Annotated in this window: 21 protein-coding genes and 1 pseudogene; 4 read left to right on the plus strand and 18 right to left on the minus strand. The window is 72.1% G+C overall.

The genetic code is table 11. From position 1 onward, the window contains the following. Position 1: 1 nt before the first annotated feature. From ACN263_RS22820 to ACN263_RS22890, 15 genes are all read right to left on the minus strand, one after another. Positions 2-610, minus strand: coding sequence for an EboA domain-containing protein (locus ACN263_RS22820; RefSeq protein ID WP_422736389.1), 609 nt, complete (start codon positions 608-610; stop codon positions 2-4). Positions 611-683: 73 nt separating this feature from the next. Beyond that, a complete protein-coding gene (locus tag ACN263_RS22825) occupies positions 684-1,715 on the minus strand; it encodes a sugar phosphate isomerase/epimerase family protein (RefSeq protein ID WP_422736390.1) in 1,032 nt (343 codons plus the stop codon). Then, positions 1,712-2,671, minus strand: a complete 960-nt coding sequence (locus ACN263_RS22830) for an SCO3242 family prenyltransferase (protein WP_422736391.1) — start codon at positions 2,669-2,671, stop codon at positions 1,712-1,714. The genes ACN263_RS22825 and ACN263_RS22830 overlap by 4 nt, the downstream gene beginning before the upstream one ends. Beyond that, positions 2,655-3,821 (minus strand): inositol-3-phosphate synthase, encoded by a 1,167-nt coding sequence (locus ACN263_RS22835; protein WP_422736392.1) that lies wholly within the window; start codon positions 3,819-3,821, stop codon positions 2,655-2,657. Before ACN263_RS22835 ends, ACN263_RS22830 begins: the two co-directional genes overlap by 17 nt. 642 nt (positions 3,822-4,463) lie before the next feature. Continuing rightward, complete coding sequence (locus ACN263_RS22840; RefSeq protein ID WP_422740787.1) at positions 4,464-5,654, minus strand: Gfo/Idh/MocA family protein; 1,191 nt, start codon at positions 5,652-5,654, stop codon at positions 4,464-4,466. 54 nt (positions 5,655-5,708) lie between these two features. Then, positions 5,709-6,761, minus strand: coding sequence for a substrate-binding domain-containing protein (locus ACN263_RS22845; RefSeq protein WP_357175797.1), 1,053 nt, complete (start codon positions 6,759-6,761; stop codon positions 5,709-5,711). 98 nt (positions 6,762-6,859) lie between these two features. Then, positions 6,860-7,987, minus strand: coding sequence for an ABC transporter permease (locus ACN263_RS22850; protein ID WP_422736393.1), 1,128 nt, complete (start codon positions 7,985-7,987; stop codon positions 6,860-6,862). After that, positions 7,984-9,606 (minus strand): sugar ABC transporter ATP-binding protein, encoded by a 1,623-nt coding sequence (locus ACN263_RS22855; RefSeq protein ID WP_422736394.1) that lies wholly within the window; start codon positions 9,604-9,606, stop codon positions 7,984-7,986. The genes ACN263_RS22850 and ACN263_RS22855 overlap by 4 nt, the downstream gene beginning before the upstream one ends. Beyond that, the gene (locus ACN263_RS22860) at positions 9,603-10,781 is read right to left on the minus strand and encodes an ROK family protein (RefSeq protein WP_422736395.1); all 1,179 of its coding nucleotides are present in this window, start codon (positions 10,779-10,781) and stop codon (positions 9,603-9,605) included. The genes ACN263_RS22855 and ACN263_RS22860 overlap by 4 nt, the downstream gene beginning before the upstream one ends. Before the next feature lie 258 nt (positions 10,782-11,039). After that, the gene (locus tag ACN263_RS22865) at positions 11,040-12,206 is read right to left on the minus strand and encodes a YihY/virulence factor BrkB family protein (RefSeq protein WP_422736396.1); all 1,167 of its coding nucleotides are present in this window, start codon (positions 12,204-12,206) and stop codon (positions 11,040-11,042) included. Between the two features lie 65 nt (positions 12,207-12,271). Next, positions 12,272-13,081, minus strand: coding sequence for an ABC transporter permease (locus tag ACN263_RS22870; protein WP_422736397.1), 810 nt, complete (start codon positions 13,079-13,081; stop codon positions 12,272-12,274). Positions 13,082-13,089: 8 nt separating this feature from the next. After that, positions 13,090-13,878, minus strand: a complete 789-nt coding sequence (locus ACN263_RS22875) for an ABC transporter permease (RefSeq protein ID WP_422736398.1) — start codon at positions 13,876-13,878, stop codon at positions 13,090-13,092. A 506-nt stretch (positions 13,879-14,384) separates the two neighbouring features. Next, entirely contained in the window at positions 14,385-14,579 is a 195-nt protein-coding gene (locus tag ACN263_RS22880; RefSeq protein ID WP_422736399.1) for a DUF397 domain-containing protein, read from the minus strand. Positions 14,580-14,851: 272 nt separating this feature from the next. Then, on the minus strand, positions 14,852-15,043 hold the full coding sequence (locus ACN263_RS22885; protein WP_422736400.1) for a DUF397 domain-containing protein: 192 nt from the start codon (positions 15,041-15,043) through the stop codon (positions 14,852-14,854). Next, positions 15,034-15,837 (minus strand): helix-turn-helix domain-containing protein, encoded by an 804-nt coding sequence (locus tag ACN263_RS22890; protein ID WP_422736401.1) that lies wholly within the window; start codon positions 15,835-15,837, stop codon positions 15,034-15,036. Before ACN263_RS22890 ends, ACN263_RS22885 begins: the two co-directional genes overlap by 10 nt. Before the next feature lie 310 nt (positions 15,838-16,147). On the opposite strand from ACN263_RS22890, the gene ACN263_RS22895 reads away from it, so the two are divergent. Further along, on the plus strand, positions 16,148-16,375 hold the full coding sequence (locus ACN263_RS22895; protein WP_422736402.1) for a flavin reductase: 228 nt from the start codon (positions 16,148-16,150) through the stop codon (positions 16,373-16,375). Positions 16,376-16,405: 30 nt separating this feature from the next. Here the strand turns inward: ACN263_RS22895 and ACN263_RS22900 are convergent, their stop codons facing one another. Beyond that, a complete protein-coding gene (locus tag ACN263_RS22900) occupies positions 16,406-17,338 on the minus strand; it encodes an ABC transporter ATP-binding protein (protein ID WP_422736403.1) in 933 nt (310 codons plus the stop codon). A 390-nt stretch (positions 17,339-17,728) separates the two neighbouring features. Here ACN263_RS22900 and ACN263_RS22905 point away from each other — a divergent pair, with 390 nt between their 5' ends. After that, positions 17,729-19,840: a TRAP transporter permease gene (locus ACN263_RS22905; RefSeq protein WP_422736404.1), complete on the plus strand. Its 2,112-nt coding sequence runs from the start codon at positions 17,729-17,731 to the stop codon at positions 19,838-19,840. Beyond that, positions 19,837-20,856, plus strand: a complete 1,020-nt coding sequence (locus tag ACN263_RS22910; protein WP_422736405.1) for a TAXI family TRAP transporter solute-binding subunit — start codon at positions 19,837-19,839, stop codon at positions 20,854-20,856. The genes ACN263_RS22905 and ACN263_RS22910 overlap by 4 nt, the downstream gene beginning before the upstream one ends. Before the next feature lie 9 nt (positions 20,857-20,865). On the opposite strand, the gene ACN263_RS22915 is transcribed toward ACN263_RS22910, so the two are convergent. Together ACN263_RS22915 and dnaG are read right to left on the minus strand one after the other, a co-directional pair. Next, positions 20,866-21,402, minus strand: coding sequence for a hypothetical protein (locus tag ACN263_RS22915; protein ID WP_422736406.1), 537 nt, complete (start codon positions 21,400-21,402; stop codon positions 20,866-20,868). Position 21,403: 1 nt separating this feature from the next. Beyond that, positions 21,404-23,306: pseudogene (gene dnaG / locus ACN263_RS22920) on the minus strand (DNA primase). 114 nt (positions 23,307-23,420) lie between these two features. Between dnaG and ACN263_RS22925 the strand changes: the two are divergent. Next, entirely contained in the window at positions 23,421-24,608 is a 1,188-nt protein-coding gene (locus ACN263_RS22925; RefSeq protein WP_422736407.1) for a low temperature requirement protein A, read from the plus strand. Positions 24,609-24,610: the final 2 nt, after the last annotated feature.

The raw sequence follows: 24,610 nt of genomic DNA on the forward strand, positions 1-24,610 counted from the left end.
GTCACGCCTCCCGGGGCAGTGCGGCGGTGAGCCGGTGGAGCAGGTCGGTGGCGTCGGCGGGCAGGTCGCGGCCGGCGGCGTGCCGTTCGGCGGCGAGCGCGGCGAGCATCGCCGCCAACTCACCGTCGGCCCGGCTGTCCAGGTCGGCCACCGCGGCGAGGGGCACCCCGCTGAACACGCACTTGAGCACCGCCTGCCGCCAGGCGGCCGGATCGAGGTGCCGGGCGTACGGGCCGAGGGCGGCGGCGACCAACCGGGTGTCGTTGGTCCGGATCGCGTCGTGCAGCAGCGGCACCCCGGCGTCGCCGATCGGCAGCAGCGGCAACGCCCGCAGCACGGCCCGCCGTTCGGCGGCGTCACCGTGCTGGTAGAGGCTCACGGCGTGCTCGGCGTGCTCGCCGGGCAGGCTGGTCAGCAGCAGCACCCGGGCCGCGTCATCGGCGGTCCAGCCGGGCGCGTCGGGCAGCGCGGCCCGACCGCAGCGCCGGCCGACGGCCGGAAAGAGCCGGGTGATCGCGGTGGGCTCGGCCGCGACCCGGCGCAGCGCCGTGTCCAGCCAGTCGGGATCGGGTACGCCTCGCAGCGCGGCCCGCAGTGAATCCGGTGTCATCCCGTCTCCTCCCCTTGTGCTGCTGTGCTGCTGCGCAGGTGCCCGAGCGCCCGAGCGCGTCCTTTGCTCTGCTTCACTCCACGCGTCGGTCGGTGTCCGGATCTGTTGCGTCCGTTGAAGCAGAGCAAAGGGCGTCGGTGGGTACCTTCTGTCGCCGGCGGTCACCGATTGTTGAGGCGACCGCCGCGGCGCGCAGGAAATCAATGGACCGGGCAGCCACGGCGGGCGCGGCGTGCGAGTCGCGAGGTAGCTCCACCGCCACCAGGCCGCGGTAGCCGGCATCGGCCAGGGCGGCCAGCACCGGCGGAAAGTCGATCTCGCCGGTGCCGAACTCCAGGTGCTCGTGCACGCCCCGGCGCATGTCGTCGATCTGCACGTTGACCAGGTGCTCGGCCACCTCGGCGACGCACTGCGGCACCGGCTGCGGCTCGAGGCACCGGCAGTGGCCGATGTCGAGGGTGATGCCGAGGCGGGCCGGCCCGCCGAGCGCGGCGTGCAGACGACGCCAGTCGGCGATGTCCTGCACCAGCATTCCCGGCTCCGGTTCGAAGCCGAGGGTCACGCCCGCGCTCTCGGCGGCGTCGACCACGGTGGCGCAGCCGGACACCAGCCGGTCCCAGGCGCACTGCGGCGACACCGTCTCCGGCCGCACGCCGGCCCAGAACGAGACGGCCTCCGCGCCCAGGTCGGCGCCGATCCGTACCGCCCGGCGCAGGAACTCGATCCGCCGGGTGGGGTCGTCGTGCAGCAGCGTCGGGGCGTGCTTGTGCCACGGGTCCAGCAGGTAGCGGGCCCCGGTCTCGATCACCAACCCGAGGCCCAGCGCGGACAGCCGCCGGCCGACCGCGGCGATCCGGCGGGTGAGGCCGGGCGCGAACGGGTCCAGGTGGTCGTGGTCCAGGGTGAGCGCCACACCGTCGTAGCCCAGGTCGGCGATGACGGCGAGCGCGTCGTCGAGCCGGTGGTTGGCGAAGCCGTTCGTGCCGTACCCGAGGCGCAACGTCGTCGCGTCGGCCGGCGCGGTGGCGGGCCGCCCGGCGTCGGCCAGCGCAGCCTCCGGCTGCTCGACGTCGGGCTGGGCGCGGCGGGGCTGGGGCACGGTCATGTCGGGGAGACCTTCCGGGCCAGCCGACGGCCCAGCGGCGCGGCCGCCGCGACGGCCAGCCCGAGCAGGCCGGCGCCGCCCCGGGCGGTGAGCGCGCCCTGGAGGGCGGGCAGGCCGGTGATCCCGGCGCCCACCGCCGCGCGGACCTTCGGAGCCGACGGGTCCCGGACCACCTGGGCCTGGGCCGCGCCGTAGCGGGCGGCGTACCACCCGGCCAGCACGGCGGGCACCGCCGCGGCGATCCCGCTCGACCAGGCCCGGCCCACACCCACGTCGGCCCGCTCGTCGGTCCGCCCGGCCTCGACATCGGCAGCGCGGCGGGCGCCCGTGTCGGCGGGCCGGCGCGCGCCGGGAACGGCGACGGCGGCGCTCGCGGCCACCACGGCGGTGCCGGCCAGGGTACGCATTGGCAGGGCGGCGTCCGCGCCGCTGACCTCGCGACGGGACAGCGCGGTGACCGTCCAGGTGTGGGCCGCGACGGTGGCCGCCGAGGGCAGCGCCCGGGCCAGCCGACCGCCGGACGCCCCCAGCAGCACGTCCAGCCCTCGGCAGGCGGCCATCACGGCGGGGCCGGCGGCGGTGTTCTTGGCCAGCAGGTCGTACCCCCAGATGGTGGCGGCCAGCGGCACCGCGAGCGCGGCGGCGCGGCGACCGCCCACGGCGGCGGCCAGGCCGACACCGGCGGCGGTGAGGCCGGCGGCGAGGCCCAGCGCGGCGGTCGGGGTGACCCGGCCGCTGGGGATCGGCCGTTCCGGGCGTTCCTCGGCGTCGAGCCGCCGGTCGGCCCAGTCGTTGGCGGCCATGCCGGCCCAGTAGAGCAGCACCGACGCGCCCGCCAGGGCGGGGGTACGAGGGCTCAGTGCGCCGGCCGCGGCCGCGCCGGCCACCACGTCCCCGGGGACCGAGAGCGCGGCCGGCGCGCGGACCAGCTCGGCCAGGTCAGCCAGCGTGGTCATGGCCACCGTCCGGACCGGCGTGCAGTCGCCGCGCGAAGTCGGTCAGCCGGGCCCACTGCTCGGCCAGCGAGTGGGTCGGCGTGTCGAGCGGGTCCTTGAAGAAGAAACCCAGGTCGGCCAGCGGCCCGACGTGCCCGGCGGCGTGCGCGGCGGCGGTGAGCCGGGCCAGGTCGAGCACCAGTGGCGCGGCCAGCGCCGAGTCGCATCCGTGCCAGGTGAACTCCATCCGCATGCCGGTGCCGAGGAAGCCGGCGAACGTGATCAGATCCCAGGCGGTCTTGAAGTCGCCCAGCTCCTCGACGTACTCGATGCGGGTGTTGCCCTGCGGGACGTAGCCCAGCGTCTCGCCCAGCACACGCTGCTTGCTCTGCACCTTCGCCGCGTTGGCGCCCGGGTCGGCGAGGGTGGCGCCGTCGCCGCCGCCGAGCAGGTTCATCCCGGACCAGGAGCGGACGGCGAGGTTACGCATCGCGAACATCGGCGCGAGCACCGACTTGATCAGGGTCTCGCCGGTCTTGCCGTCGTGTCCCGCGTACGGCAGGCCGCGTTCCTGGGCCAGGGCGGCGAGCGCCGGCAGCCGCAGGCCGGTGGAGGGCGTGAAGTCGACGTAGGGGCAGTCGGCCAGCAGCGCCGCGTACGCGTACAGCGAGCTGGGCGGCAGCACCTCGTCGGGGCCGTCGAGGGCGGCGCGCAGCGCGGCCGGCTCGGCGTGTCCCGGGTGCGGTCGCGGCGTCGGTTCGGTGGCGGAGACGTTCACCACCACCACCCGGTCCAGCTCGTGGCGCTCCCGGAAACTGGTCAGGTCCCGGGCGACCGCGGCGGCCCGGTCGGCCTGGGTGTCGCCGACCGGCGCGGGGCGCACCTCCTGCTCGACCACGCTCAACTCGTCGCGGAGCGCGGCGACCAGCCGCCCGGGGATGACACCGGCGTCGGCCAACGCCTCGGCGCGCTTGCACAAGGGCGTGGTGGCCACGTCGTGTCCACCGAAGACGAGATCGGCGAAGGCCGGTAGGGCCGGCCCGCGCAGCTCGGGAAGCTCGGTCACGCAGCCGGTCGGCCCGGCCAGGCCGGCTCGCAGCGCGAGCCCCCCGACGATGCTGGTGGTCGCGACGGAACCGCGCGCTCCTACCAGCCAGACACCTGTTCGCATGGTGCTCCTTCCCCACTACCGAGGAACCGTCGGTACCGCTAAATATAGGAATATCAGAATATGTTTCGGAAAGATACGGCCCGGTTTCGGGAAAGTTTCGGGCCGGATGGATGGGCCCCGCCCGCCCGACCCGTACCGGTACGACGCCGGTCCGGCGTCGGCGTCGGCGGCGACGACGACGGACCGGATCTCGGCACGGGTACGGGCAGACGGGGCTGGCAGGCAGGGTCGGTCGGCGTCTCGACCCTGCCTCCCCCGCATCCGCCGGCCGGGGCGTTGGCATGCCCCGACCGGACGTCTCAGGTTGCCGCGCCCACCGGATCGTCGACCGGGGTGCGGTCCGCCGGACGGTGGCGGACGGAAGCGGTGCGGGTGGGGGCAGCGGCGGGCGATGTCATCGGGTCCTCCGGATCGCCAGGGGTGGTGGCGGTCCTCCGGTGCGGCCGGGGAATCCCGGTCCGGTCGCACCGGACGACCGTCCTGCTCGTGCGCCACCGGGCCGTGGGGCCCGGCTGCACACTCTCCGGAGCCGACCTCGTCCCGGCCGCGGGGCGCAAACCGCGGCCGGTCCCTCGCCGGTCGGCTCCGGAAAGCCGGTCGGGCGACGGCGGCGCGAACACCGCCGTCGCGGATGGTCAGGGGTCAGACGGCGACCACGGTCAGCGCCGGTTCCACGTCGGTCCACGAGGAACCGGTCTCCGCCGAACGGGTCACCGCGTCCAGCACGAGCTGGACCTGCAACGCGTCGGCGAAGGACGGCGCCGGGTCGGTGCCGGTGGCGATCGCCTCGATGAGATCGCGCATCTGGTGCGTGAAGGAGTGCTCGTAGCCGATGATGTGGCCCGGCGGCCACCACGCCGACATGTACGGGTGGTCGCCCTCGGTCACCAGGATCCGGCTGAAGCCCTGCTCCAGCGTCGGCCGGGTGGCGTCGTAGAACTCCAACTCGTTGAGCCGCTCCAGGTCGAAGACCACGCTGCCCAGCGAGCCGTTGATCTCGACACGCAGGGCGTTCTTGCGGCCCGTGGCGAACCGGCTCGCCTCGTACGTGGCCAGGGCGCCACCGTCGAGCCGGGCCACGAAGACCGCGGCGTCGTCGACGGTGACCGGCCCGGTGGCCGGAGCGCCGCCGTCGGCCGACTCGCCGTCGACGGTGGCCGCCAGCCCGCTCGACTCGGCCGGCAACGGCCGCTCCTTGACGAACGTCTCGGTGATCGCACTGACGCCGGTGATCTGCTGGCCGACGACGAACTGCGTCAGGTCGATGATGTGCGCACCGATGTCACCGAGCGCGCCGGAGCCCGCCCTGTCCTTCTGCAACCGCCAGACCAGCGGGAACTGCGGATCGACGATCCAGTCCTGCAGGTACGTCGCGCGGACGTGGCGGATCACCCCGAGTCGTCCCTCGGCGACCATCTGGCGCATCATCGTGACCGCGGGGACCCGGCGGTAGTTGAACCCGCACATCGATCGCACCCCGGCGGCGCGGGCGGTGTCCGCCGCGGCGGTCATCGCCCGTGCCTCGGCCACCGTGTTGGCCAGCGGCTTCTCGCACAGCACGTGCTTGCCGGCGGCCAACGCGGCGAGGGCGATCTCGGCGTGACTGTCACCCGGGGTGCAGACGTCGACCACGTCGATGTCGTCCCGGTTGACCAGGTCACGCCAGTCGGTCGTGTACGCGTCCCAGCCGAGCCGGTCCGCCGCGTCGGACACCGCTGTGGTGTCCCGGCCGCAGATCAGCGCCATTCGGGCCCGCGCCGGCAGGTCGTACACGCGGTTCACGGTGCGCCACGCCTGCGAGTGCGCGGCGCCCATGAACGCGTAACCGACCATGCCGATCCGCAGTTCTCTGTCTGTCGTGGACAAGGTGGGTCTCCCCCCGGTATGTCAGAACCCGAGCTTGTCGTAGCTGCTCGCGTTCTCCTTGGTGATCGTCTCGGAGGCGAGGGTCACTTCCTTGGGCACCTGCAGCTCCGTCAGGTCGCCCAGGCCCCGGCCCTGCGCGATGAGCCGCGCGAGCGAGATCGCCGAGGACGCCATCGACGGGTTGTAGGTGACCGTCGCCTTCAGCACCGAGTTGTCGGCCTTGATCGCGTCGATCGCGAGCTTGGAGCCCGCGCCGCCGACCATGAAGAACTCCGACCGGTTGGCCTGCTTGACGGCCGCGAGCACACCGATGCCCTGGTCGTCGTCGTGGTTCCAGATCGCGTCGATCTTCGGCAGCGCCTGGAGGAGCTGGGCCGCCTCGCGCTGGCCACTGTCCGAGGTGAACTCGGCCGAACGCCGGTTGCTCACCTTGAACCCGTAGGTCGCCAGGGCGGCCTTGAAGCCCTCGCTGCGCTCGACCGTCAGCGGGATCTCCAGACCGGCGATCTCACCGATGACCGGGTTGGCGACGCCCTTGTCCTTGAGCATCTTGCCGATGAAGTGGCCGGCGGAGACGCCCATGCCGTAGTTGTCGCCCTTGATCACCAGCCGCGAGGCCAGCGCGTCGGGGAACGCCCGGTCGAGGTTGACGATCGGGATGCCGGCCTGCATGGCCTGGAGGGCAACGGCGTTGACCTCCTTGCCGTCGTGCGGCAGCACGACGATGATGTCCGGCTTCTGGGCGATCAGGGTGCCGAGCGTGGAGCGCTGGGCCTCCGAGTTCGACCCGCCGTCGACCTCCTTGAACTCCACGTCCGAGTACGCCGCGGCCTGCGCCTTGGCGTTGGCGTGGATCGCGCCCATCCAGCCGTGGTCGGCAGCCGGGGCGGAGAAGCCGATGACCACCTTCTTGCCCGGAGCGTTGTTGCCCTCGGCGTTGCCGGCGGCCTTGGTCTGCGTGCTGGCGGCCGGGGTCTCGTTGCTGGTGCAGGCGGTCAGCAGGGTGGCGGCGCCGACCGCGGCACCACCGAAGAGCAACCGGCGGCGCGACAGGTCGCGACTGTTCTGGGTCATGAACGACCTCCTGGGAGCGGGTTTTCACATGGGTGAGGGTGTGCGAGGTCCGGCCACCGTCGAAGATCTCGACGTCGCCAGGACAACGGTGCGGTGCGTCAGGTCGTGGTGGTGACCCTGTTCCGCGCGAGGAGCCGGGTGACTGACTTGAACTGGAACTGCTGGATCAGGACGGCCGCGACGATAATGCCGCCCTTGACCATGTTCTGCGCCTCGATGGAGAGGCCGTTGATGGCGAAGAGATTCGTGATCGTGGCGAAGATGATGACGCCGAGCAGCGAGCCGACGATCGTGCCCCGACCACCGCTGAGCAGCGTCCCGCCGATGATCGCGGCGGCGATCGCGTCCAGCTCGTACAGGTTGGCCATCGCCGCCTGCGCCGAGGTGGCCTGCGAGGTGAGCATGATGGCCGCGATGCCGCAGCACAGCCCGGAGAGCGCGTAGAGCAGCATGGTGTGCCGGCGGACGTTGATACCGGCCAGCCGGGCCGCCTCCGGGTTACCACCGACGGCGATGGTCCGCCGGCCGAAGGTCGTCCGGTTGAGCAGGACCCACCCGGCCAGCACGACCGCGCCGAGGATGTAGACCAGGATCGGGATGCCGATCACCTTGCGGGCGGCGATGTCGTTGATGAACGTGCTGCTCGACACCTGCGTCTGCTTGTTGGAGATCGAGGCCGCCAGGCCGCGCGCGGCCACCAGCATCGCGAGGGTCGCGATGAAGGGCACCAACCGGCCGTACGAGATCAGGACGCCGTTGACCAGGCCGACGCAGATGCCGACCACGAGGGCCGTGAAGATCATGCCGCCGGCGCCGTAGCTCTGGGTGGCGACCGTGGTGCACCAGACCCCGGCCAGCGCGACGATCGCGCCGACCGACAGGTCGATGCCACCGCCGATGATCACGAAGGTCATGCCGACCGTGACCACGCCGACGACCGAGGCGAGCTGGAGGATCGCCAGGACGTTGTTCCAGACCCAGGTCGGGTCGCCGTACAGGTCCGGCTTGGTGATCGCGCCGACCACGATGAGCGCGGCCAGCACGCCGATCAGGCCGAGGTTGCGCTTCGCGCCGTCGCCGCCGTCGCCCCGCCACCAGGAGAGCTTGCCGGTGGCTGCCGCCTTGTCGCTGGCCACCGCCGTCTCCGCCGGGTCCACCGGCGGCGACTGGGCCGGAAGCTGCGGGCGCTCCGGTGTCGCGGTGGGTGTGGGAGTCGCGTCGCTCATGCCGGTGCGCCTTCCATCAAGGACCCCGCCATCACGAGGTCAAGCACAGTGTTCTCGTCGAGTTCGCCGGCCGCGGCTTCGCGGACGACCCGGCCTTCGCGCATCACCAGCACCCGGTCGGCCAGGCCCAGCACCTCGGGTACCTCGCTGGAGACCAGCAGGACGCCGACGCCCTGCGCGGCCAGTGAGCGGATGACCTGGTACAGCTCGGCCCGGGCACCCACGTCCACACCGCGGGTGGGCTCGTCCAGCAGCAGCAGCTTGGTGCCGCCGAGCAACCACCGGCCGACCACGACCTTCTGCTGGTTGCCGCCGGACAGGGTGCGGACCGGCCGGTCGACGTCCCGGGGCCGCAGCTCCAGGGTCTCGGCGATCCGGTCCGCCTCGGCGCGTTCCGCCGCCGCGTTGGTGAAGCCGAGCCGCGCGTACCGGCCGAAGGTGGCCAGCGTGACGTTGCGGTAGATCGGCTCACCGAGCAGCAGCGCCTGGCTCTTGCGCTCCTCCGGGGCCATGCCCATGCCGGCCCGTACCGCGGCCCCGACGCCGGGGCGCAGCACCTTGCCGTCCATCCGCACCGTGCCGGCCTCCGCCAGCCGGGCGCCGTAGATCGTCTCCAACAGCTCGGAGCGGCCGGAGCCGACCAGGCCGGCGATGCCGACGATCTCCCCGGCCCGCACGGTCAGCGAGACGTCGGCGAACTCGCCGGTACGGGTCAACCCCTCCACCTGGAGCAGGTCGGCCCCGGCGGTGTCGTCGGCCGGGCGGTCCGGGAAGACGTACTCGATGGTCCGGCCGGTCATCCGGCTGACCAGGTCGCGGGTCGGGGTGTCGCGCGCCGGCAGGTTCGCCGCCGTGGTCCGGCCGTCCTTGAGTACGGTGACCCGGTCGCCGATCTCGCGGATCTCCTCCATCCGGTGGGAGATGTAGATGACGGCGATGCCCTGCGCGGTCAGCTCGCGGATGATCCGGAACAGGTTGCCGACCTCGTCGTGGGCCAGCACCGCGCTCGGCTCGTCCATGATGATCAGTCGCGCCTCGTGCGACAGCGCCCGGGCCATGCTGACGATCTGCTTGCCGGCCGCCGGCAGGGAGCGGACCATCCGACCGGGCGGGATCTCGCCGTGACCGAGCCGGCTGAGGATCTGCCGGGTGTGCCGGGCCATCCGGCCGCGCCGGACGAAGCCGAGGCTGCGGTACTCGTGCCCGAGGAACGCGTTTTCCGCGACCGAGAGGTCTTCGACGAGGTCGAGTTCCTGGTAGATGGTGGCGATGCCGGCCTTCATGGCGGCCTGCGGGTTGGCGAAGGTGACCGGTTCGCCGCGCCACTCGACCAGCCCGGAGTCCGGCTGGTGCACGCCGGCCAGCACCTTGATGAGGGTGGACTTGCCGGCGCCGTTCTGCCCCAGCAGACAGTGCACCTCTCCGGCGCGTACCTCGAGCTGGACCCCGTCCAGGGCGCGTACGCCGGGGAAGGTCTTGACCACGTCGGTGAGGCGCAGGACCACCTCGCCCGCGACGGTGTCGGGCGGAGCTTCGACCAGCGGCGCGGCGGCGTCGGCGTCGGCCGACCCGGTGGTGGCGGTCTCGTCGGACAGGGCCACGGTCTCCTCCTCGCTCATGATGCTTCCCCGAAGGCGACGTCGCTGGCGAGCACGGCCGCGCCGGCGACACCGGCCCGGCCACCCAACTCGGACAGCACGACGGGCAGGTTGCCGGTAGCCAGCGGCAGTGACCGGCGGTAGACCACGCTGCGGATCTCGGCGAGCAGGATGTGCCCGAGGTGGGCCAACCCACCGCCGATCACGATCATCGACGGATTGGTGAAGCTGACCAGGCCGGCGAGCACACCGCCGACCCGCCGTCCGCCGTCGCGGATCAGCTGGATGCAGGTGACGTCCCCCTCGACGGCGCCCTCGGCGACGTCCTGGGCGGTCACCGTGCCGCGCAGACTCAACCGCTCGGCCAGCGCCGGCGACGCTCCGCTGCGGGCCGCGGCGGTCGCCTCCTTGGCCAGCGCGGCACCGCTGAACAGCGCCTCCAGGCAGCCCGCGTTGCCGCACGAGCACATCGGACCGTGCGCGTCGACCTGGATGTGGCCGATGTCCCCGGCGCAGCCGTCGGTGCCCCGGTAGACCTCGCCGGAGAGGTAGATGCCGCAGCCGACACCGGTGCCGATCTTCACGAAGAGGAAGTCGTCCACCGAGTGGGCGACCCCGCCGTGGCGTTCCCCGATGGCCATGATGTTGACGTCGTTGTCCACCACCGCCGGGCAGGCGTGCTCCCGGCTGAGCAGCTCGCGGACCGGGAACCGGTCCCAGCCCGGCATGATCGGCGGCGACACCGGCACGCCGTCGCGGAAGCTCACCGGCCCGGGTACGCCGATGCCGACCGCGTCCAGCCGCTCGTACGCCCCGTCGACCCGGGCCTTGTGCAGCAACTCGTTGACCCTCTGCAGGGTGACCTTCGGGCCGCTGCGGATGTCGGCCGCCTCGGCGTAGTGGGCCACCGGTTCGAGGCGGCCGTTGACCACCTCGACGTCCATCGAGCTGGCGCCCAGGTCGACGGCGGCGAAGCGCAGCTTCGGGTTCAGCTCGACGAGCGTCGAGCGACGCCCGCCCCGGGAGGCGGCGAAACCGGCCTCGGCGACGTACCCCAACGCGACCAGGCGGTCCAGCTCGGCCAACAGTCGCGGGCGCGGCATCTGGAGCCGGTCACCCAACTCGGCGCGGGACACGGCCCCCTCGTCGCGGAGCAACCGCAACAGTCGGACGTGCAGGGGGTCGACGGTCCGCACGCGCGGTTCACCTCTTCATCGGACTCGTTCACATCGACGCAATGCCGATGTGTTGTGTCCGACACAGTAGGAGCGCGCCGCGCCGCGTGTCCAGAGCTTCAGCCGTTCCGTTCCCAACTTTTGTCCGAAGGAACAAAAGCTAAAAGTGGATCAAGAAAAGGATAACGGCGTGCCCGCAGGCGCTCGCGTGCAGTTTCATCGACCGACACGAACCCGCCCCGCCAGCGGGTCTGTGCTGACGGGGCGGGTGCGGGTGTCTCAGTTGGTGTGCGCGGCGCCCTTCTTGCGGAGCTTGCGGTCGTCGCGCAGCTCCACGTACGGCTCGTCGTCGACGGGATGCCCCGCCGAGATGGCCCGACCGCGCTCCAACTCCGCGTCGAACTCGGCCCCCAGCAGGATCGCGATGTTGCTCAACCAGAGCCAGATCAAGAAGATGATCACGCCGGCCAGCGCCCCGTACGTCTTGTTGTACGAGCCGAAGTTGCTCACGTAGAACGCGAACAGGCCCGAGATCACCAGCCAGATCACCACAGCCAGCACGCCACCCGGGCTGACCCAGCGGAACCCGCCGTGCCGGGCGTTCGGCGACGCCCAGTAGAGGATGGCGAACATCAGGCTGACCAGGATCAGCAGCACCGGCCACTTGGCGATGTCCCACACCGTGACCGCCGTCGAGCCGAGGCCGACGACGTCCCCCACCGCTTCGGCGAGCCGACCGGTGAACACCACGATCACCGCGCTGGCCAGCAGCAGCACCCCGATCACCGCGGTCACGCCGAGCCGGATCGGCAGCGTCTTCCAGATCGGCCGGCCCTCCGGCACGTCGTAGATGGTGTTCGAGGCGCGCATGAACGCGCCCACGTACCCGGACGCGGACCAGAACGCCGCCAGCAGACCGATGATCGCCGCGACGCTGGCCAGCCCGCCGTTGTCCTGCGCCGCTCCGATCGCGTCGTTGATGATCGTCTGGATGCTGTCGTTCGGCACCGCCTGGCTGACGGTGTCCTTGACGCCCTCGGTGGCGCTCTCCCCGAGCAGGCCGAGGATGGAGATCAGCACCAGCAGCCCGGGGAAGATGGACAGCACCCCGTAGTAGGTCAGCGCCGCCGCCCAGTCGGTCAGGCTGTCGTCCTGGAACTCGCCGACCGTGCGACGGATCGCCGCCTTCCAGCCGCTGCTGGGCAGGTCGGTAGGGCTGTCCGGGCCGTCGTCGGGCCCCACCGGCCCGACCGCCGCGCTGGCACGGTCACGCTCGGTGCCGCGCCTGCGGGGGTCGTGCTCGCTCCGACCGTACGTGCGATCGGGCGCGGCCCGCGCGATCCGGTCGCGCTCGCCGCGCTCGGGCGCGCTGCGGTCACCTGCGGTGCGGTCGCCCGCGGCGCTGTGGTCGCGCTCGCGCTGGGCGGAAGACTCGTCCGAGGTCATCGCCCCTCCTCGTCGTCGGCGGTGTCACCTGCGGACATGCCCCGTCGACGGCCTCGGATAACCAGTTACTTGTAGAGCATCCGGCCCATCCGGCGCGACGCCACCAGCAGACCGACCGCCATCATCGCCAGCAGGTAGAGCACGTCGAGCAGCCAGAGCCAACCGCCGGCGCCCACGGTGACCCCGCGGATCAGGTGCACGGCCCGGTACAGCGGGGTGACCTCGACCAGCCAGTGCAGCAGGGTCGGATACGCCTGCGCCGGCACGAACGTGCCCGAGAAGAAGAACAGCGTGAACTGGGCCGACCCCACCAGGTCGAAATCCTGCCAACTCCGCATCACGGTGGCAACCGCCATGCCGAGCGCGCCGAACGAGAACCCGACCAGCACCGCCGCCGGCAACGCGGTGACCGCCCGGGGCACCGTGGTCAGGTCGAGCACCACCATGATCACGAGGAATGCCGCCGAGTACGCGCTGCCCCGCAGCATCGCCCAGCCCAGCTCACCGAGGGCGATCTCGAACGGGCGGACGGGGGTGGCGATCATCCCGTCGTACAGCTTCATGTACTTCATCTTGCCGAAGAAATTGAACGTGGTCTCCGAGATCGCCCCGGTCATCGCGGAGGAGGCCAGCATCGCCGGAGCCACGAACTCGGCGTACGACACCAGCCGTCCGTCGGGCAGTGGCAGGTCCCCGACCAGCGTCCCGACACCGAGACCGATGGAGAACAGGTAGAGCAGCGGCTCCACGAAGCCGGACAGCAGCAACAGCCAGTAGACCGCCTTCAGGGCGGTGACGTTGCGCCCGATCACCGACGCCGACCGACGGGACGCGCCGGAGACGTCGACCAGCCGGGGCAGGACCAACGTGACCACGGGACTCCCTAGACGACGAGCTTGCGACGGAAGGTACGCAGGGCGAGCAGCCACCCGCCGACCGCCCAGGCGGCCAGATAGAGCAGGTGGCCGACGATCGACCACTGTGGGGCGACGCCGAGCGTGGCCGCCCGGCACAGGTCGACGGCGTGCCAGAGCGGCGTCGCGTACGCCACCCAGCGCAGCCCGTCGGGCAGCGACTCGACCGGGAAGAACACCCCGGCGAACAGGCTCATAGGGATGATCGCGAACCGGAACAGCATCGCCAGCCAGTTGTCGCTGGACACCACCGCGGCGTACGCGAAGGTCGGCGCGGCCACGGCCAGCCCGAGCAACGCCACCACCGGCAGGGTGACCACCGCCCACGGTGACCGCAGCGCCCCGAACAGGCCGGTGACCAGCACGAACACCGCGATCGTGGTGACCACCCGGAACACCACAAAGGCCAGGTGCCCGGCCAGGATGTCGCCGACGCGCAACGGCGACGCGCTCTGCGCCTGATAGCTCTTGACCCACTGGAAGTTGCTGAACACCGGCCACGTCGAGTCGCCCACCGTCACCTGGAGCGCGGTCGAGGCGATCAGCCCGGGGACCAGCCAGTCCAGATAGCGCACCCCGTCGACGCCCTGGTCGATGTAGCCCCCGACACCCACCCCGAACCCGAGCACGGTCAGCACCGGCAGCAGGAACGACGAGAACACCCCGGCCCGCCAGGTACGCCGCAGCCCGACCAGGTAGTAGCCGAACACCGCGGACGCCGGCGCCCACGGCGGCCGCGTCCGCACCGCCACACTCACCGCGCCACCTCCGCCCGCATCGACCACGACCTGTCTACCCCCGGGGTACGACAGTCCGCGACCCCTTTACGCCGCCCCCGGCCCGGCCCCGGCGCACCCGGCCCGACGTCCCGGCGTGCCCGGCCCGACGCTCGCGTGCCCGGCGCTCGCGTGCCCGGCGCTCGCGTGCCCGGCGCTCGCGTGCCCGGCGCTCGCGTGCCCGGCGCTCGCGTGCCCGGCGCTCGCGTGCCCGGCGCTCGCGTGCCCGGCCCGACGCCGGCCTGCCCGGCGCTGGCGTGCCCGGCGCTGGCGTGCCCGGCGCTGGCGTGCCCGGCGCTGGCGTGATCGACTCGGCTACCCAGAAGTCGGGGTGTCGACGGCCGGGGGAAGCCCCGACATCCGGGAAGTCGAGTGGATCACCTCGCGCCGCGCCGGCCGAGGGCTGCCCGCCCGATGATCCACTCCAGATCGGCGACGTGGCGGTATCCCATCGCCCGGACACCCCCAGATCGGCGATCTGGTGTGGATCACGCTCGACGGGCGGAGTCGGACCCGACGAACGCGCGCCATGCGTCGGCCGTGAACACCAGCGCCGGACCACTCGGGTCCTTCGAGTCGCGTACGGCCACCAGCCCCGGAAGGTTGTCGGCCACCTCCACACAGTTGCCGCCGTCCGGGCCACTGCGAGTGCTCTTGCGCCACCGCGCGCCGGTCAGCTCCATGTCTCCGCCACCTTCTCCGCCTCCGTCGCTGCTGCGGTAGTGCCTCATGGCAGATCAACTCGGGCTCCCGGAAAGCGGGGTGTCCCGGTTCCGCAGACACCCCGATTCGCAGGAAGCCGAGTGGACCTTGGTGCATCGCGGGCCCAGGCCGCCGGGCCACGCGGGGGTCCAGGGACCGACCGGCCCCGCGAACTACCAGCCCGGCGACCTACCGGGCCGAGCATCCACCGGTGCGGCGACCTACCGGACCGAGGAGCTACCGGGCCGGGGACCTACCGGACTCCGGCACCGAGCCCGACGAACGCGCGCCACGCCCCGGGCTCGAAGACGAGCATCGGGCCATCCGGGTCCTTCGAATCACGCACGGCCACCAGGCCCGGCAAGTTGTCGGCCACTTCGACACAGTTGCCGCCGCTGCCATTGCTGCGAGTGCTCTTGCGCCACCGGGCACCAGTCAGTTCCATGTCTCCGCCATTTCCGCGATCAGGTCGAGGGACTGTTGCTGCGATAGTGCCTCACCCCGGATCGACTCCCACACCTCGACCATCTGACGGACGTACTCGGACCGGTCGATGACCTGCCCGTGGCGTTGCCCGTCGAGGTAGACGACATCCTCACCGGTTGCCGTGGTGGCGATCACGAAGGGACCATCGAGCCCAGCGTAAGCACCGGTGGACAACGGCACGACCTGGATTCTGACCCGCGGCAGGGCCGAGCCGAGCTTGACCAGGTGTCGCAACTGCTCGCGCATCACCTCCGATCCACCGACACGGCGGCGCAGCGCGTACTCGTCGACGACCACGCTGAGCAGCGGCGGTCGGTCCCGGGTGAGCACGCCCTGTCGGTCGAGCCGGGCGGTCACCTGCTGCTCGACTTCATCCGCCGCGAACAGCCCGGCACCGGCCAGGATGGCGCGAGCGTAGCCCTCGGTCTGTAACAGGCCCGGCAGGTAGAGCGGCTCGAACGAGCGCAGGGCGGTGGTTTCCTGCTCGATGCCGGCCCAGTCGCGGAACCACGGCACCACGGTCTCGCGGCTGATCCGCCGTTGGATGCGCTCGAACCGACCGTCGGCGGCCAGCACGACATCACAGCGACGCGCGAAGTCCAGGCTCGGCCGGCGCTCGGAGGTCTCCACCTTGGCGACCAGCGCGCCCGAGTAGCTCAACGCCTCGGCCAGCGCCGCCTGTGACAGGCCCCGGTCGGCCCGGGCCAGCCGTAGCTCCTCCGCGAAGTGCTCCAGCATGGACGAACTCTCCACGGACAACCTCCGTACATCTTCGTACCGTGCCGGGCCAACCGTCGTACGCGCTGGTCGTCGGCGCGCGGAACCTCCCACCGTAGTCGCGCCATCACCAGACTGTCACGCAGCGGGACCGCTCACGGGATCGGACGGCGGGCGGAACCAGGCCGGGAGCGCCCCGTGACCCCCGATCCGGGGCGCTCCCACCCATCCTTTGCTCTGCTTCACCGGACGCAACACCGGGAGCCCTCGGGTGTTGCGTCGGTGTAAGCAGAGCAAAGGACCTGCCCGACCCGAGCACGTCCGCTCACGACCGAGGGAGGCGTTCATGCCCCGCTACCGTCCGCATGTGGCGGCCCGCCCGTCGTGGCGCTGCCGGGTCTGCGGCGCCGCGTGGCCCTGCTCCCCGGCCCGGCTGGCGCTGCTCGGCGAGTACCGGGAGAACCGGACCGGCCTGCTCATCCACCTCGCCACGCTGCTCGACGAGGCCACCGGAGACCTCGCGGACACCGCCCCGCTGACCGACCGCTTCCTCACCTGGGCCAGAGCCCGGTAGACGAAGCTCGGCGGCACACCTGAGGCCACCTCAGTCGACGAGGGTGCGGCCGGTCAGGTGCAGGAAGACGTCCTCCAGGCTGCTGCGTCGCACCAGAGCGTTCGCCGGTTGCAACCCCAGCGCGGTCACCTCGGCGACCGCCGCGTCGCCGTCGGGCACGTAGAGCAGTACCCGGTCGGGCAGCACCTCGACCCGCTCCCCCACCCCGTCGAGCTTGTCGGCGAACGGCGCCTGCGACTCGGCGGCGAAGCGCAGCTCAACCACCTCGCGGGTGGAGTACCGCTCGATCAGCGCCCGGGGTGAGCCCTCGGCGACGATCCGCCCGCCGTCCATCACCACCAGCCGGTCGCAAAGCTGCTCGGCCTCGTCCATGTAGTGCGTGGTGAGCACCAGCGTGACGCCCTGCTGCTTCAGCCGGAACAGGCGCTCCCACACCAGGTGCCGGGCCTGCGGGTCGAGCCCGGTGGTCGGCTCGTCCAACAGCACGATGTCCGGCTCGTTGACCAGGGCACGGGCGATGGTCAGGCGGCGCTTCATCCCGCCGGAGAGCGGATCGACCTTGCTGTCGGCCCGCTCGCTGAGCTGGACGAAGTCCAGCAACTCGTCGGCCCGCGCCCGTGCCGCCCGGCGTGCAATGCCGAAGTAGCGGGCGTAGACGGTCAGGTTCTCCCGGACGGTCAGCTCCGGATCGAGGTTGTCGAGCTGCGGGCACACCCCGAGGCGGGCCCGGATCGCCGGTCCGTCGACCACCGGGTCCAGGCCGAGGATGCGCAGCTCCCCATCGCTCGGCGGGGAGGTGCAGCCGACCATCCGCATGGTGGAGGACTTGCCGGCACCATTCGGCCCGAGGAACCCGAACGCCTCGCCCGCCTGCACCTCGACGTCGATGCCGTCCACGGCGGTGAAGTCACCGAACCGCTTCACCAGCCCGCGAGCCTGAATCAGTGGTCGCCCGGTAATCACCGCCCGACCCTAACCGCCCGGTCCGACACCTCTCCACGCAAATACGTGTACGCCCGGCCCGCCGGAGGCGAAACGCCGATCGATGCCCCACCCCATCGGCCGATCGACAGGTATCGTCCCCCTGTGCCGCCCGCCAGCTCGCCCGATGGCCCGTCATCCCCCGCCCGACCAGCCAACTCATCCGGCGACGGGCCACCCCGGCCACGCTCGGCGACCACGGAGCCAGCCGAGACCACGGAACCAGCCGAGACCGCAAGACCGACCGCGACCGCAGAGCCGCCCCTGACCGCAGAGCCGACCCGGGCCGCAGAGCCAAACGAGACCGCAGAGCCGACCCGGACCGCAGAGCCGACCGGACCGGCCGGTGCCGCCGAGCGGGCCACCCGGGACATGGCCGCCCAGTTCGAGGACGAGAAGCCCGGCCGGGTGTTGGCCGGTCCGGCGGCGCTGCTCCTCGGCACGGTGGCACTGGCGGTCGGGGCGCTCGCGCTCTGGCAGGTGTTCCGCCCACTCGCGGAGGGCAGCAAGTACTACCTGATCATCTTCTTGGCCGGTGTCCTCCCGCTGGTCTTCCTCGCCTACCCGGCCGACCTGCCACGCTGGGCCCGCCCGCGCCGACCCCGCCGAGCCACCGACCGCACCGACCACGCCGCCAGCACGGAACTCACCGACAGCACGGCACGCACCGACAGCACGGAAAGCACCGCCAGCACCCGGCCCACCGTCGCCGACTGGCTGCTGGCCGCCCTGACCGTGGCGGCCTGCCTCTATCCCGTCCTACCGATCCGGATCGGTACGGGTGGCGGCGGCTACAACGCGTTCCTCGACCGGCAGGGCCTGCTCGCGCCGACCGATCTGGTGCTCGGCACCGTACTGCTGGTTCTGCTGTTGGAGGCGTGCCGGCGTACGACGGGTTGGATCCTGCCGGCTGTCTGCCTGCTGTTCCTCGGGTACGGCTACTACGGCGGGTTGCTGCCGCAGTCCTGGCCGGTCGCGCACGCCGGACTCGACTTCGGGCAACTGGTCGACGCGTTCTACAACTCCGACAGCGGTTTCTACGGCACCCCGTTGGACGTGGCCGCCTCGTACATCGTGCTGTTCACCATCTACGGCGCGGTGTTGGAGCTGTCCGGGGCCGGACGGTTCTTCGTCGACCTGTCGGCCGCCGCGTTCCGCCGCTCCCGTACCGCCGCGGGTCGGACCGCGGTGGCCTCGGGCTTCCTGCTCGGCACCGTCTCCGGCTCGGGCGCGGCGACGACGGTGAGCATCGGCGCGGTCACCTGGCCGCTGCTGCGTCGGGCCGGCTATCCGCCGGAACGGGCCGGCGGCATGCTGGCCGCGGCCGGGGTGGGCGCGATCCTCTCCCCGCCCACCCTGGGGGCGGCGGCGTTCATCATCGCCGAGTACCTGGGCGTCTCGTACCTTCAGGTGCTGGGCTGGGCGACGGTGCCGACCGTGCTCTATTACCTGGGCATCCTGCTCTCCGTGGAGATCGACGCCCGCCGGTCCGGCGTACGGCCGGTGGTGCTCGACGTCGGCTCACCGTGGCGGCTGCTCGGTCGGTTCGGCTACCACTTCGCCTCGCTGATCGCGATCATCGTGTTGCTCGCGGTGGGGGTATCGGCGACGCGGGCCGTGGTCTTCGCCATCGTCCTCACCGCCGCGCTGTCGTGGCTGGACCGTACACACCGGCTCACCCCGGCCCGGCTGGTGACCGCGCTCGTCACCGGCGTACGCGGGGTCCTCGCCGTCACCGCCGTGTGTGCCGCCGCCGGCATCATCACGGCGACCACCACGAAGACCGGACTGGGGCCGCAGGCGGCGGCGCTGCTGATCGGCGGGGCGAAGGCGGCCACCTCGGACCCGACGCTGGTCCTGGTGCTGACGGCGCTGCTGGCCGCCGTCGCGCTCAGCCTGTTGGGCCTGGCCGTACCGGTCACCGCCTCGTTCGTGATCGGCTGGGTGATCGTCGGCCCGGCCCTGCTCGACCTGGGCGTGGCCGCGCCCGCCGCGGCGATGTTCGTCTTCTACTTCGCCGTGCTGTCCGAGGTGTCCCCGCCGACCGCGCTCGCCGCCGTGGCCGCCGCCGCCGTCACCGGGGGCCGGCTGGTGCCGACCATGTGGCAGACCCTGCGGTACGCGCTGCCGGCGTACCTGACCCCGATCGCGTTCGTCATCACCCCGGCCGGCCTCGGTCTGCTCGGCATCGGCGGCGTGCCACGGATCGCCTTCGCCGCCGTGGTGACGGCGCTCAGCGTGGCCGTGCTCGCCGTCGCCGCCGGTGGCTGGCTGCCCGGCGTGGGTCCGGCCGGCGTCCCGGAGCGGGTGCTCGGCGCGCTCGGCGGGGTCACCCTGCTCTGGCTCGAACCCGTGCCGGTCAGGGTCGGCGTGGCGCTGGCCGCCGTCGCGGCAGCGGGAGTGCTCGTCCGACGCGGATCCACCGGCCGACCGCGAACACCTACAAAGGTCCGACCGCGAACACCAACAGAGGAGAAACTGTGAGACGAACCGACGTACGGCTCGCGGCGGGCCTGGGCGTGCTCGCCCTCGTCCTGACGGGCGGCACCGGCTGCGGGGGCCAGCAGGGCGGCGCGGGCACGGACGACACGGCCAGTGCGGTCACCTGCGAGGTGACCCGGGAGACCCGGGTGGGCATCGCCACCGGCAACGCCACCGGCGTCTACTACGTGGTCGGCAACGCCCTGGCCGGGCAGCTCTCCGATGCGACCGGCGGCAAGCTGACCGGCACCGCCGCCGAGACCGGCGCGTCGGTGCAGAACGTCGAGCAGTTGGTCGGCGGCCAGTACGACGTGGCGTTCTCGCTGTTCGACACGGCGGTCAACGCGGTCGAGGGCAAGGGCAGCTTCACCACGCCGCAGCCGGTGCGGGCGTTGGCCCGCCTCTACGACAACTACACGCAGGTGGTGGTCCGCAAGGACTCCGGGATCACCTCGGTCGCCGGCATGCGCGGCAAGCGGATCTCCACGGGCTCCCCGAAGTCCGGTACTGAGGTGATCGCGAACCGGCTGCTGGAGGCCGCCGGGCTCGACCCGGCCAAGGACGTCCGGGCGCAGCGGCTCGACCTCGCCAAGACCGTCGACGGCGTCAAGGACGGCAGCGTCGACGGGTTCTTCTGGTCCGGTGGCCTGCCCACCGGTGGCCTGACGGACCTGTTCACCACGGCCGGCGACACGGTGACGTTCGTCGACATCTCGCCGCTGCTGCCGAAGCTGACCACGCTGAGCCCCGGCTACCAGGCCGGCACGATCGGTCGGGACGTGTACCGCACGGCGACCGACACCCCGACCGTCGTCGTGCCCAACGTGCTGCTGGTCCGCGAGGACCTGGACGCCAACGTCGCCTGTGCGATCACCCGGACGGTGTTCGACAAGCGCGACGTCCTGGCCCAGGCCAATCCGGCGGCCAAGGGGATCTCGCTGGAGAAGGCCCGCAGGACCCTCCCGGTGCCGCTGCACCGGGGCGCCGAGAAGGCGCTGAACGACCTCGGCGCGAGGTGATCGGGGCGGTCAGCTGTCGGCCGGCGCGGTGGCGGCGCGAGCGACGCTGACCAGGCGGTCCGTCTCGGCGAGCAACGCCTCGTCGTCCGTGGGGGTGCCCGGTTCGGGGCGGACCGTCCAGGTCAGACCGTCCACTCCGGGCACCCGGCGGGCCGCGACGCGCGCCGCGCCGCCGGGCACCGGGTGACGTTCGGTGTACGCGACGGAACGGGTCACCCGGGCCCGCACCTGGTGTGGCAGCTCCCCGGGGTCGAGCAGCAGGTACGTCTCGGCGGGCCCGTCGGTGACCACGAGGTAGCCGTCGCGCTCGACGACGGTCTGGGCGGGCGTGACGGTCAGCTCCCGACCGGACCAGACCGCCTTGATCAGGTCGTGCCAGCCGATGCGGTGCCCCCGGCCGGGCAGCCACAGCCCGAGGTTGCTGGCCACGATCACGCCGTCGCCCTCGCCGTTGCCCACCGCCGCCCAGGCGAGCACCCGCTCGTCGGCGGCCAGTGGTGGCCGGTCGGCCGGGGGCAGCTTCGGCTTGCGGCTGAACAGTCCCATCTCAGAGCCCTCCCGCGGCCTGCTCGCGCAGCGCCCGGGCGTGCTGTTCCAGCGACAGCAGCTCCCCGAAGGCGGCGAAGTACTCGTCCTTGTTGTTGACCGGGTTGATCCGCTGAATCCGCGACTTGAGGTCCCGGATGCGCGCCGTCACCGAGCCGAACTGCACGCGGGCCATGGTGATCGACACGTAGCGCGGGTCGGCCTCACCGTCGATCCGCAGCGGCTCCACCGCCAGCTCGCCGACCAGCGCCGCGGCGGCCAGGTCCTCGCAGGCGTCGCGGACCTTCTCGATCCAGACCGCGCCGCCGGTCGCCGACGCGGCCCCGCCGGCCGCCGCCACGGCCGTACGCACGGCAATGTGCACCGGGTGGCGGTACTCGGTCGCCTCCACCGCGTCGAACATCGGCCCGGCCAGCACCGGCTGTTGCAGGGCGAGCTTCAACGCCTCCCGCTCGACCATCGACTGCGGGCTGTCCACCGACGGTTCGGCCTGGGCCGGGGCGGGCCGGGGAGCGGGCGCGGCGTCCCGGGCCCCGGACGGCGGAGTGTTGGCGGCGGCGAGCACGGCCCGCTGCACCGGCTCGATCTCCATGCCGAGGTCCATGGCGAGCTTGCGGACGTACTCCGGGCGCTTTTCCCGGTCTTTGAGCTGCGCGACCAACGGCGCGGCCCGGCGCATGGCCTCGACCCGGCCGTCGACGGTGTCCAGGTCGAAGCGGCTGATCTCGTGCCGCAGCGCGAAGTCGACGAGCGGTTCGCGGCGGGCGACCAGGTCCCGCACGGCCAGGTCGCCCTTGGCCAGGCGCAGCTCACACGGGTCCATGTTGTCGGGGCTGACCGCGATGAACGTCCGTCCGACGAAACGCTGATCGTCGGCGAACGCGCGCAGCGCCGCCTTCTGGCCGGCGGCGTCCCCGTCGAAGGTGAAGATGATCTCGCCGGCCACCGAGTCGGTGTCCAGCAGGAGCCGGCGCAGCACGCCGATGTGGTCCGCGCCGAACGCGGTGCCGCAGGTCGCCACCGCCGTGGTCACCCCGGCCAGGTGACAGGCCATCACGTCGGTGTAGCCCTCGACGATCACCGCCCGGCCCTGCTTGGCGATCTCCCGTTTGGCCTGGTCGATGCCGTAGAGGACGTGCGACTTCTTGTAGATCGGCGTCTCGGGGGTGTTCAGGTACTTCGGGCCGTCGTCGTCGTCGAAGAGCTTGCGCGCCCCGAAGCCGATCACGTCACCGGTCAGGTCGCGGATCGGCCAGAGCAGCCGGCGGCGGAACCGGTCGATCAGCGTGCCCGACCGCGACTCCCGGGACAGCCCGCCGGTGACCAGCTCCTGGTGGGTGAAGCCCTGCTGGCGCAGGTGCTTGGTGAGCAGGTCCCAGGCGTCCGGGGCGAACCCGCACCCGTAGCGCTCGGCGGCGGCCCGGTCGAAGCCCCGGCGGGCCAGGAACTCGCGTGCCGGCCGCGCTCCGGCCGTGCTGAGCTGCGCCCGGTAGAACTCCACGGCGGCGGCGTGCGCGGCGACAAGTCGCTGCCGCTGGCCCTGCTGGGGGCGTGGACGCGGGGCGCCCCGGTCGTCCTCGACGTAGCGGAGCTGGATGCCGGCCCGCCCGGCCAGCCGTTCGACGGACTCGACGAAGCTCAGGTGCTCGGCGTCCATCAGGAACTTGATCGCGTCGCCGCCGGCCCCGCAGCCGAAGCAGTACCAGACGTTGCGGGCCGGCGAGACGTTGAACGACGGGCTCTTCTCGTCGTGGAACGGGCACAGGCCCTTGAGGTTGCCGCCACCTGCGGACTTCAGGGTTACCGTCTCGGAGATCACATCGGCGATCGAGGTGCGTTCCCGGACCAGCGCGATGTCCTCGTCCCGGATCCGCCCAGCCATGCGCCACCCCCTCGCCGTACATCCTGCCCTGCCCGACCGGCGACACGCCGGCCGGGGGACGCCGGTGTGGCGGGGACCGCCGTCGGGCTCACCCGTTTCGGCCCGGCCGCCGGGCCCGCGCGGGGACCATGACCAGATGCGCAGGGTACGCGCCAACGGGCCCCGGCCGCCGCGATGGGTGACCGGTCGGCTGCGCATGCGCGGGCCGGGTCCGCAGACCGACGACACCGGTGAACGGCACGCGACCTGGTTGGAGCTGTTCCTCGACCTCATCTTCGTGTACGCGCTGGCGGCGGTCACCCGTCGGCTGGACGACGATCCGACCCCGTCGGCGAGCGCCGTGCTGGCCGTGCTGGGGCTCTTCGTGGTGGTCCAGTGGGCCTGGTTGGGCCAGGTGTTCTACGACACCCGATTCGACCCGGACGACGTACCGCACCGGATCCTGGTGCTGGTCGCGCTGGTCGGCGCGGGCACGATGACGCTCGGTGTGGACGAGGTGCCGGAGAGCGTGCTCCTGCCGGTGGGCTACCTGGTCGTGCGGGGGGTGCTGCTCCTGCTGTACCTGCGGGCCCGCCCGACCAGCCCGCAGGCCCGTACGGTGACCACGATCTACCTGTGTGGCTTCGGGTCGGGTTGGCTGATCTGGCTGGCCTCGCTGGCCGCCCCGGCCGCCGCGCGTCCGACGTGGTGGATCGTCGCCATGATCATCGAGCTGTCCACCCCGTGGGTCGGCAAGCGCTGGCTCAACCGGTTTCCGGTCGACGACCAGCACCTGCCCGAGCGGATCGGGCAGTTCACCATCATCGTGCTGGGCAGCGCGCTGGCCAGCCTGCTCTTCGCGGTGCCCGACCATCCCCGGCCGCACATGATCGTGACGGCCGGACTGGCGTTCCTGGTGCCGGCGGCCGTCTGGTGGGTCTACACCACCTTCGTCACCACCCGCGAGTCACAACGCCGACTGCGCGGCGGCCAGACGTACGCCTACCTGCACATCCCGCTCGGCGGCGCGCTGCTGCTGCTCGGCTGGGCGCTCGGGCAGATGGTCCGGCTGGCCGACGACGAGGTGATGCGGCTGCCGATGGAGCTGCGACTCCTGCTGGCCGCCTCGATCAGCGTTTGGATGCTCTGCGGGCTGGCGTTGCACTGGGTGTGGAACCGGCCCAGCATCGGACGCCTGGGCATCGCCGGCTACGGCGTGGGTTCGGTCGTCCTGATCACCACGGCGGTGCACGAGCCGAAGCTGATGCTGTCCCTGCTCTCGGTGGCGGTCGTCGGGTACGCGGTGCTGCTCACCCGACGACTCGCCGCGACGGCCGAGGACTGAGC

The sequence above is a fragment of the Micromonospora sp. WMMD729 genome (assembly GCF_049315225.1).
Lineage (GTDB): Bacteria > Actinomycetota > Actinomycetes > Mycobacteriales > Micromonosporaceae > Micromonospora.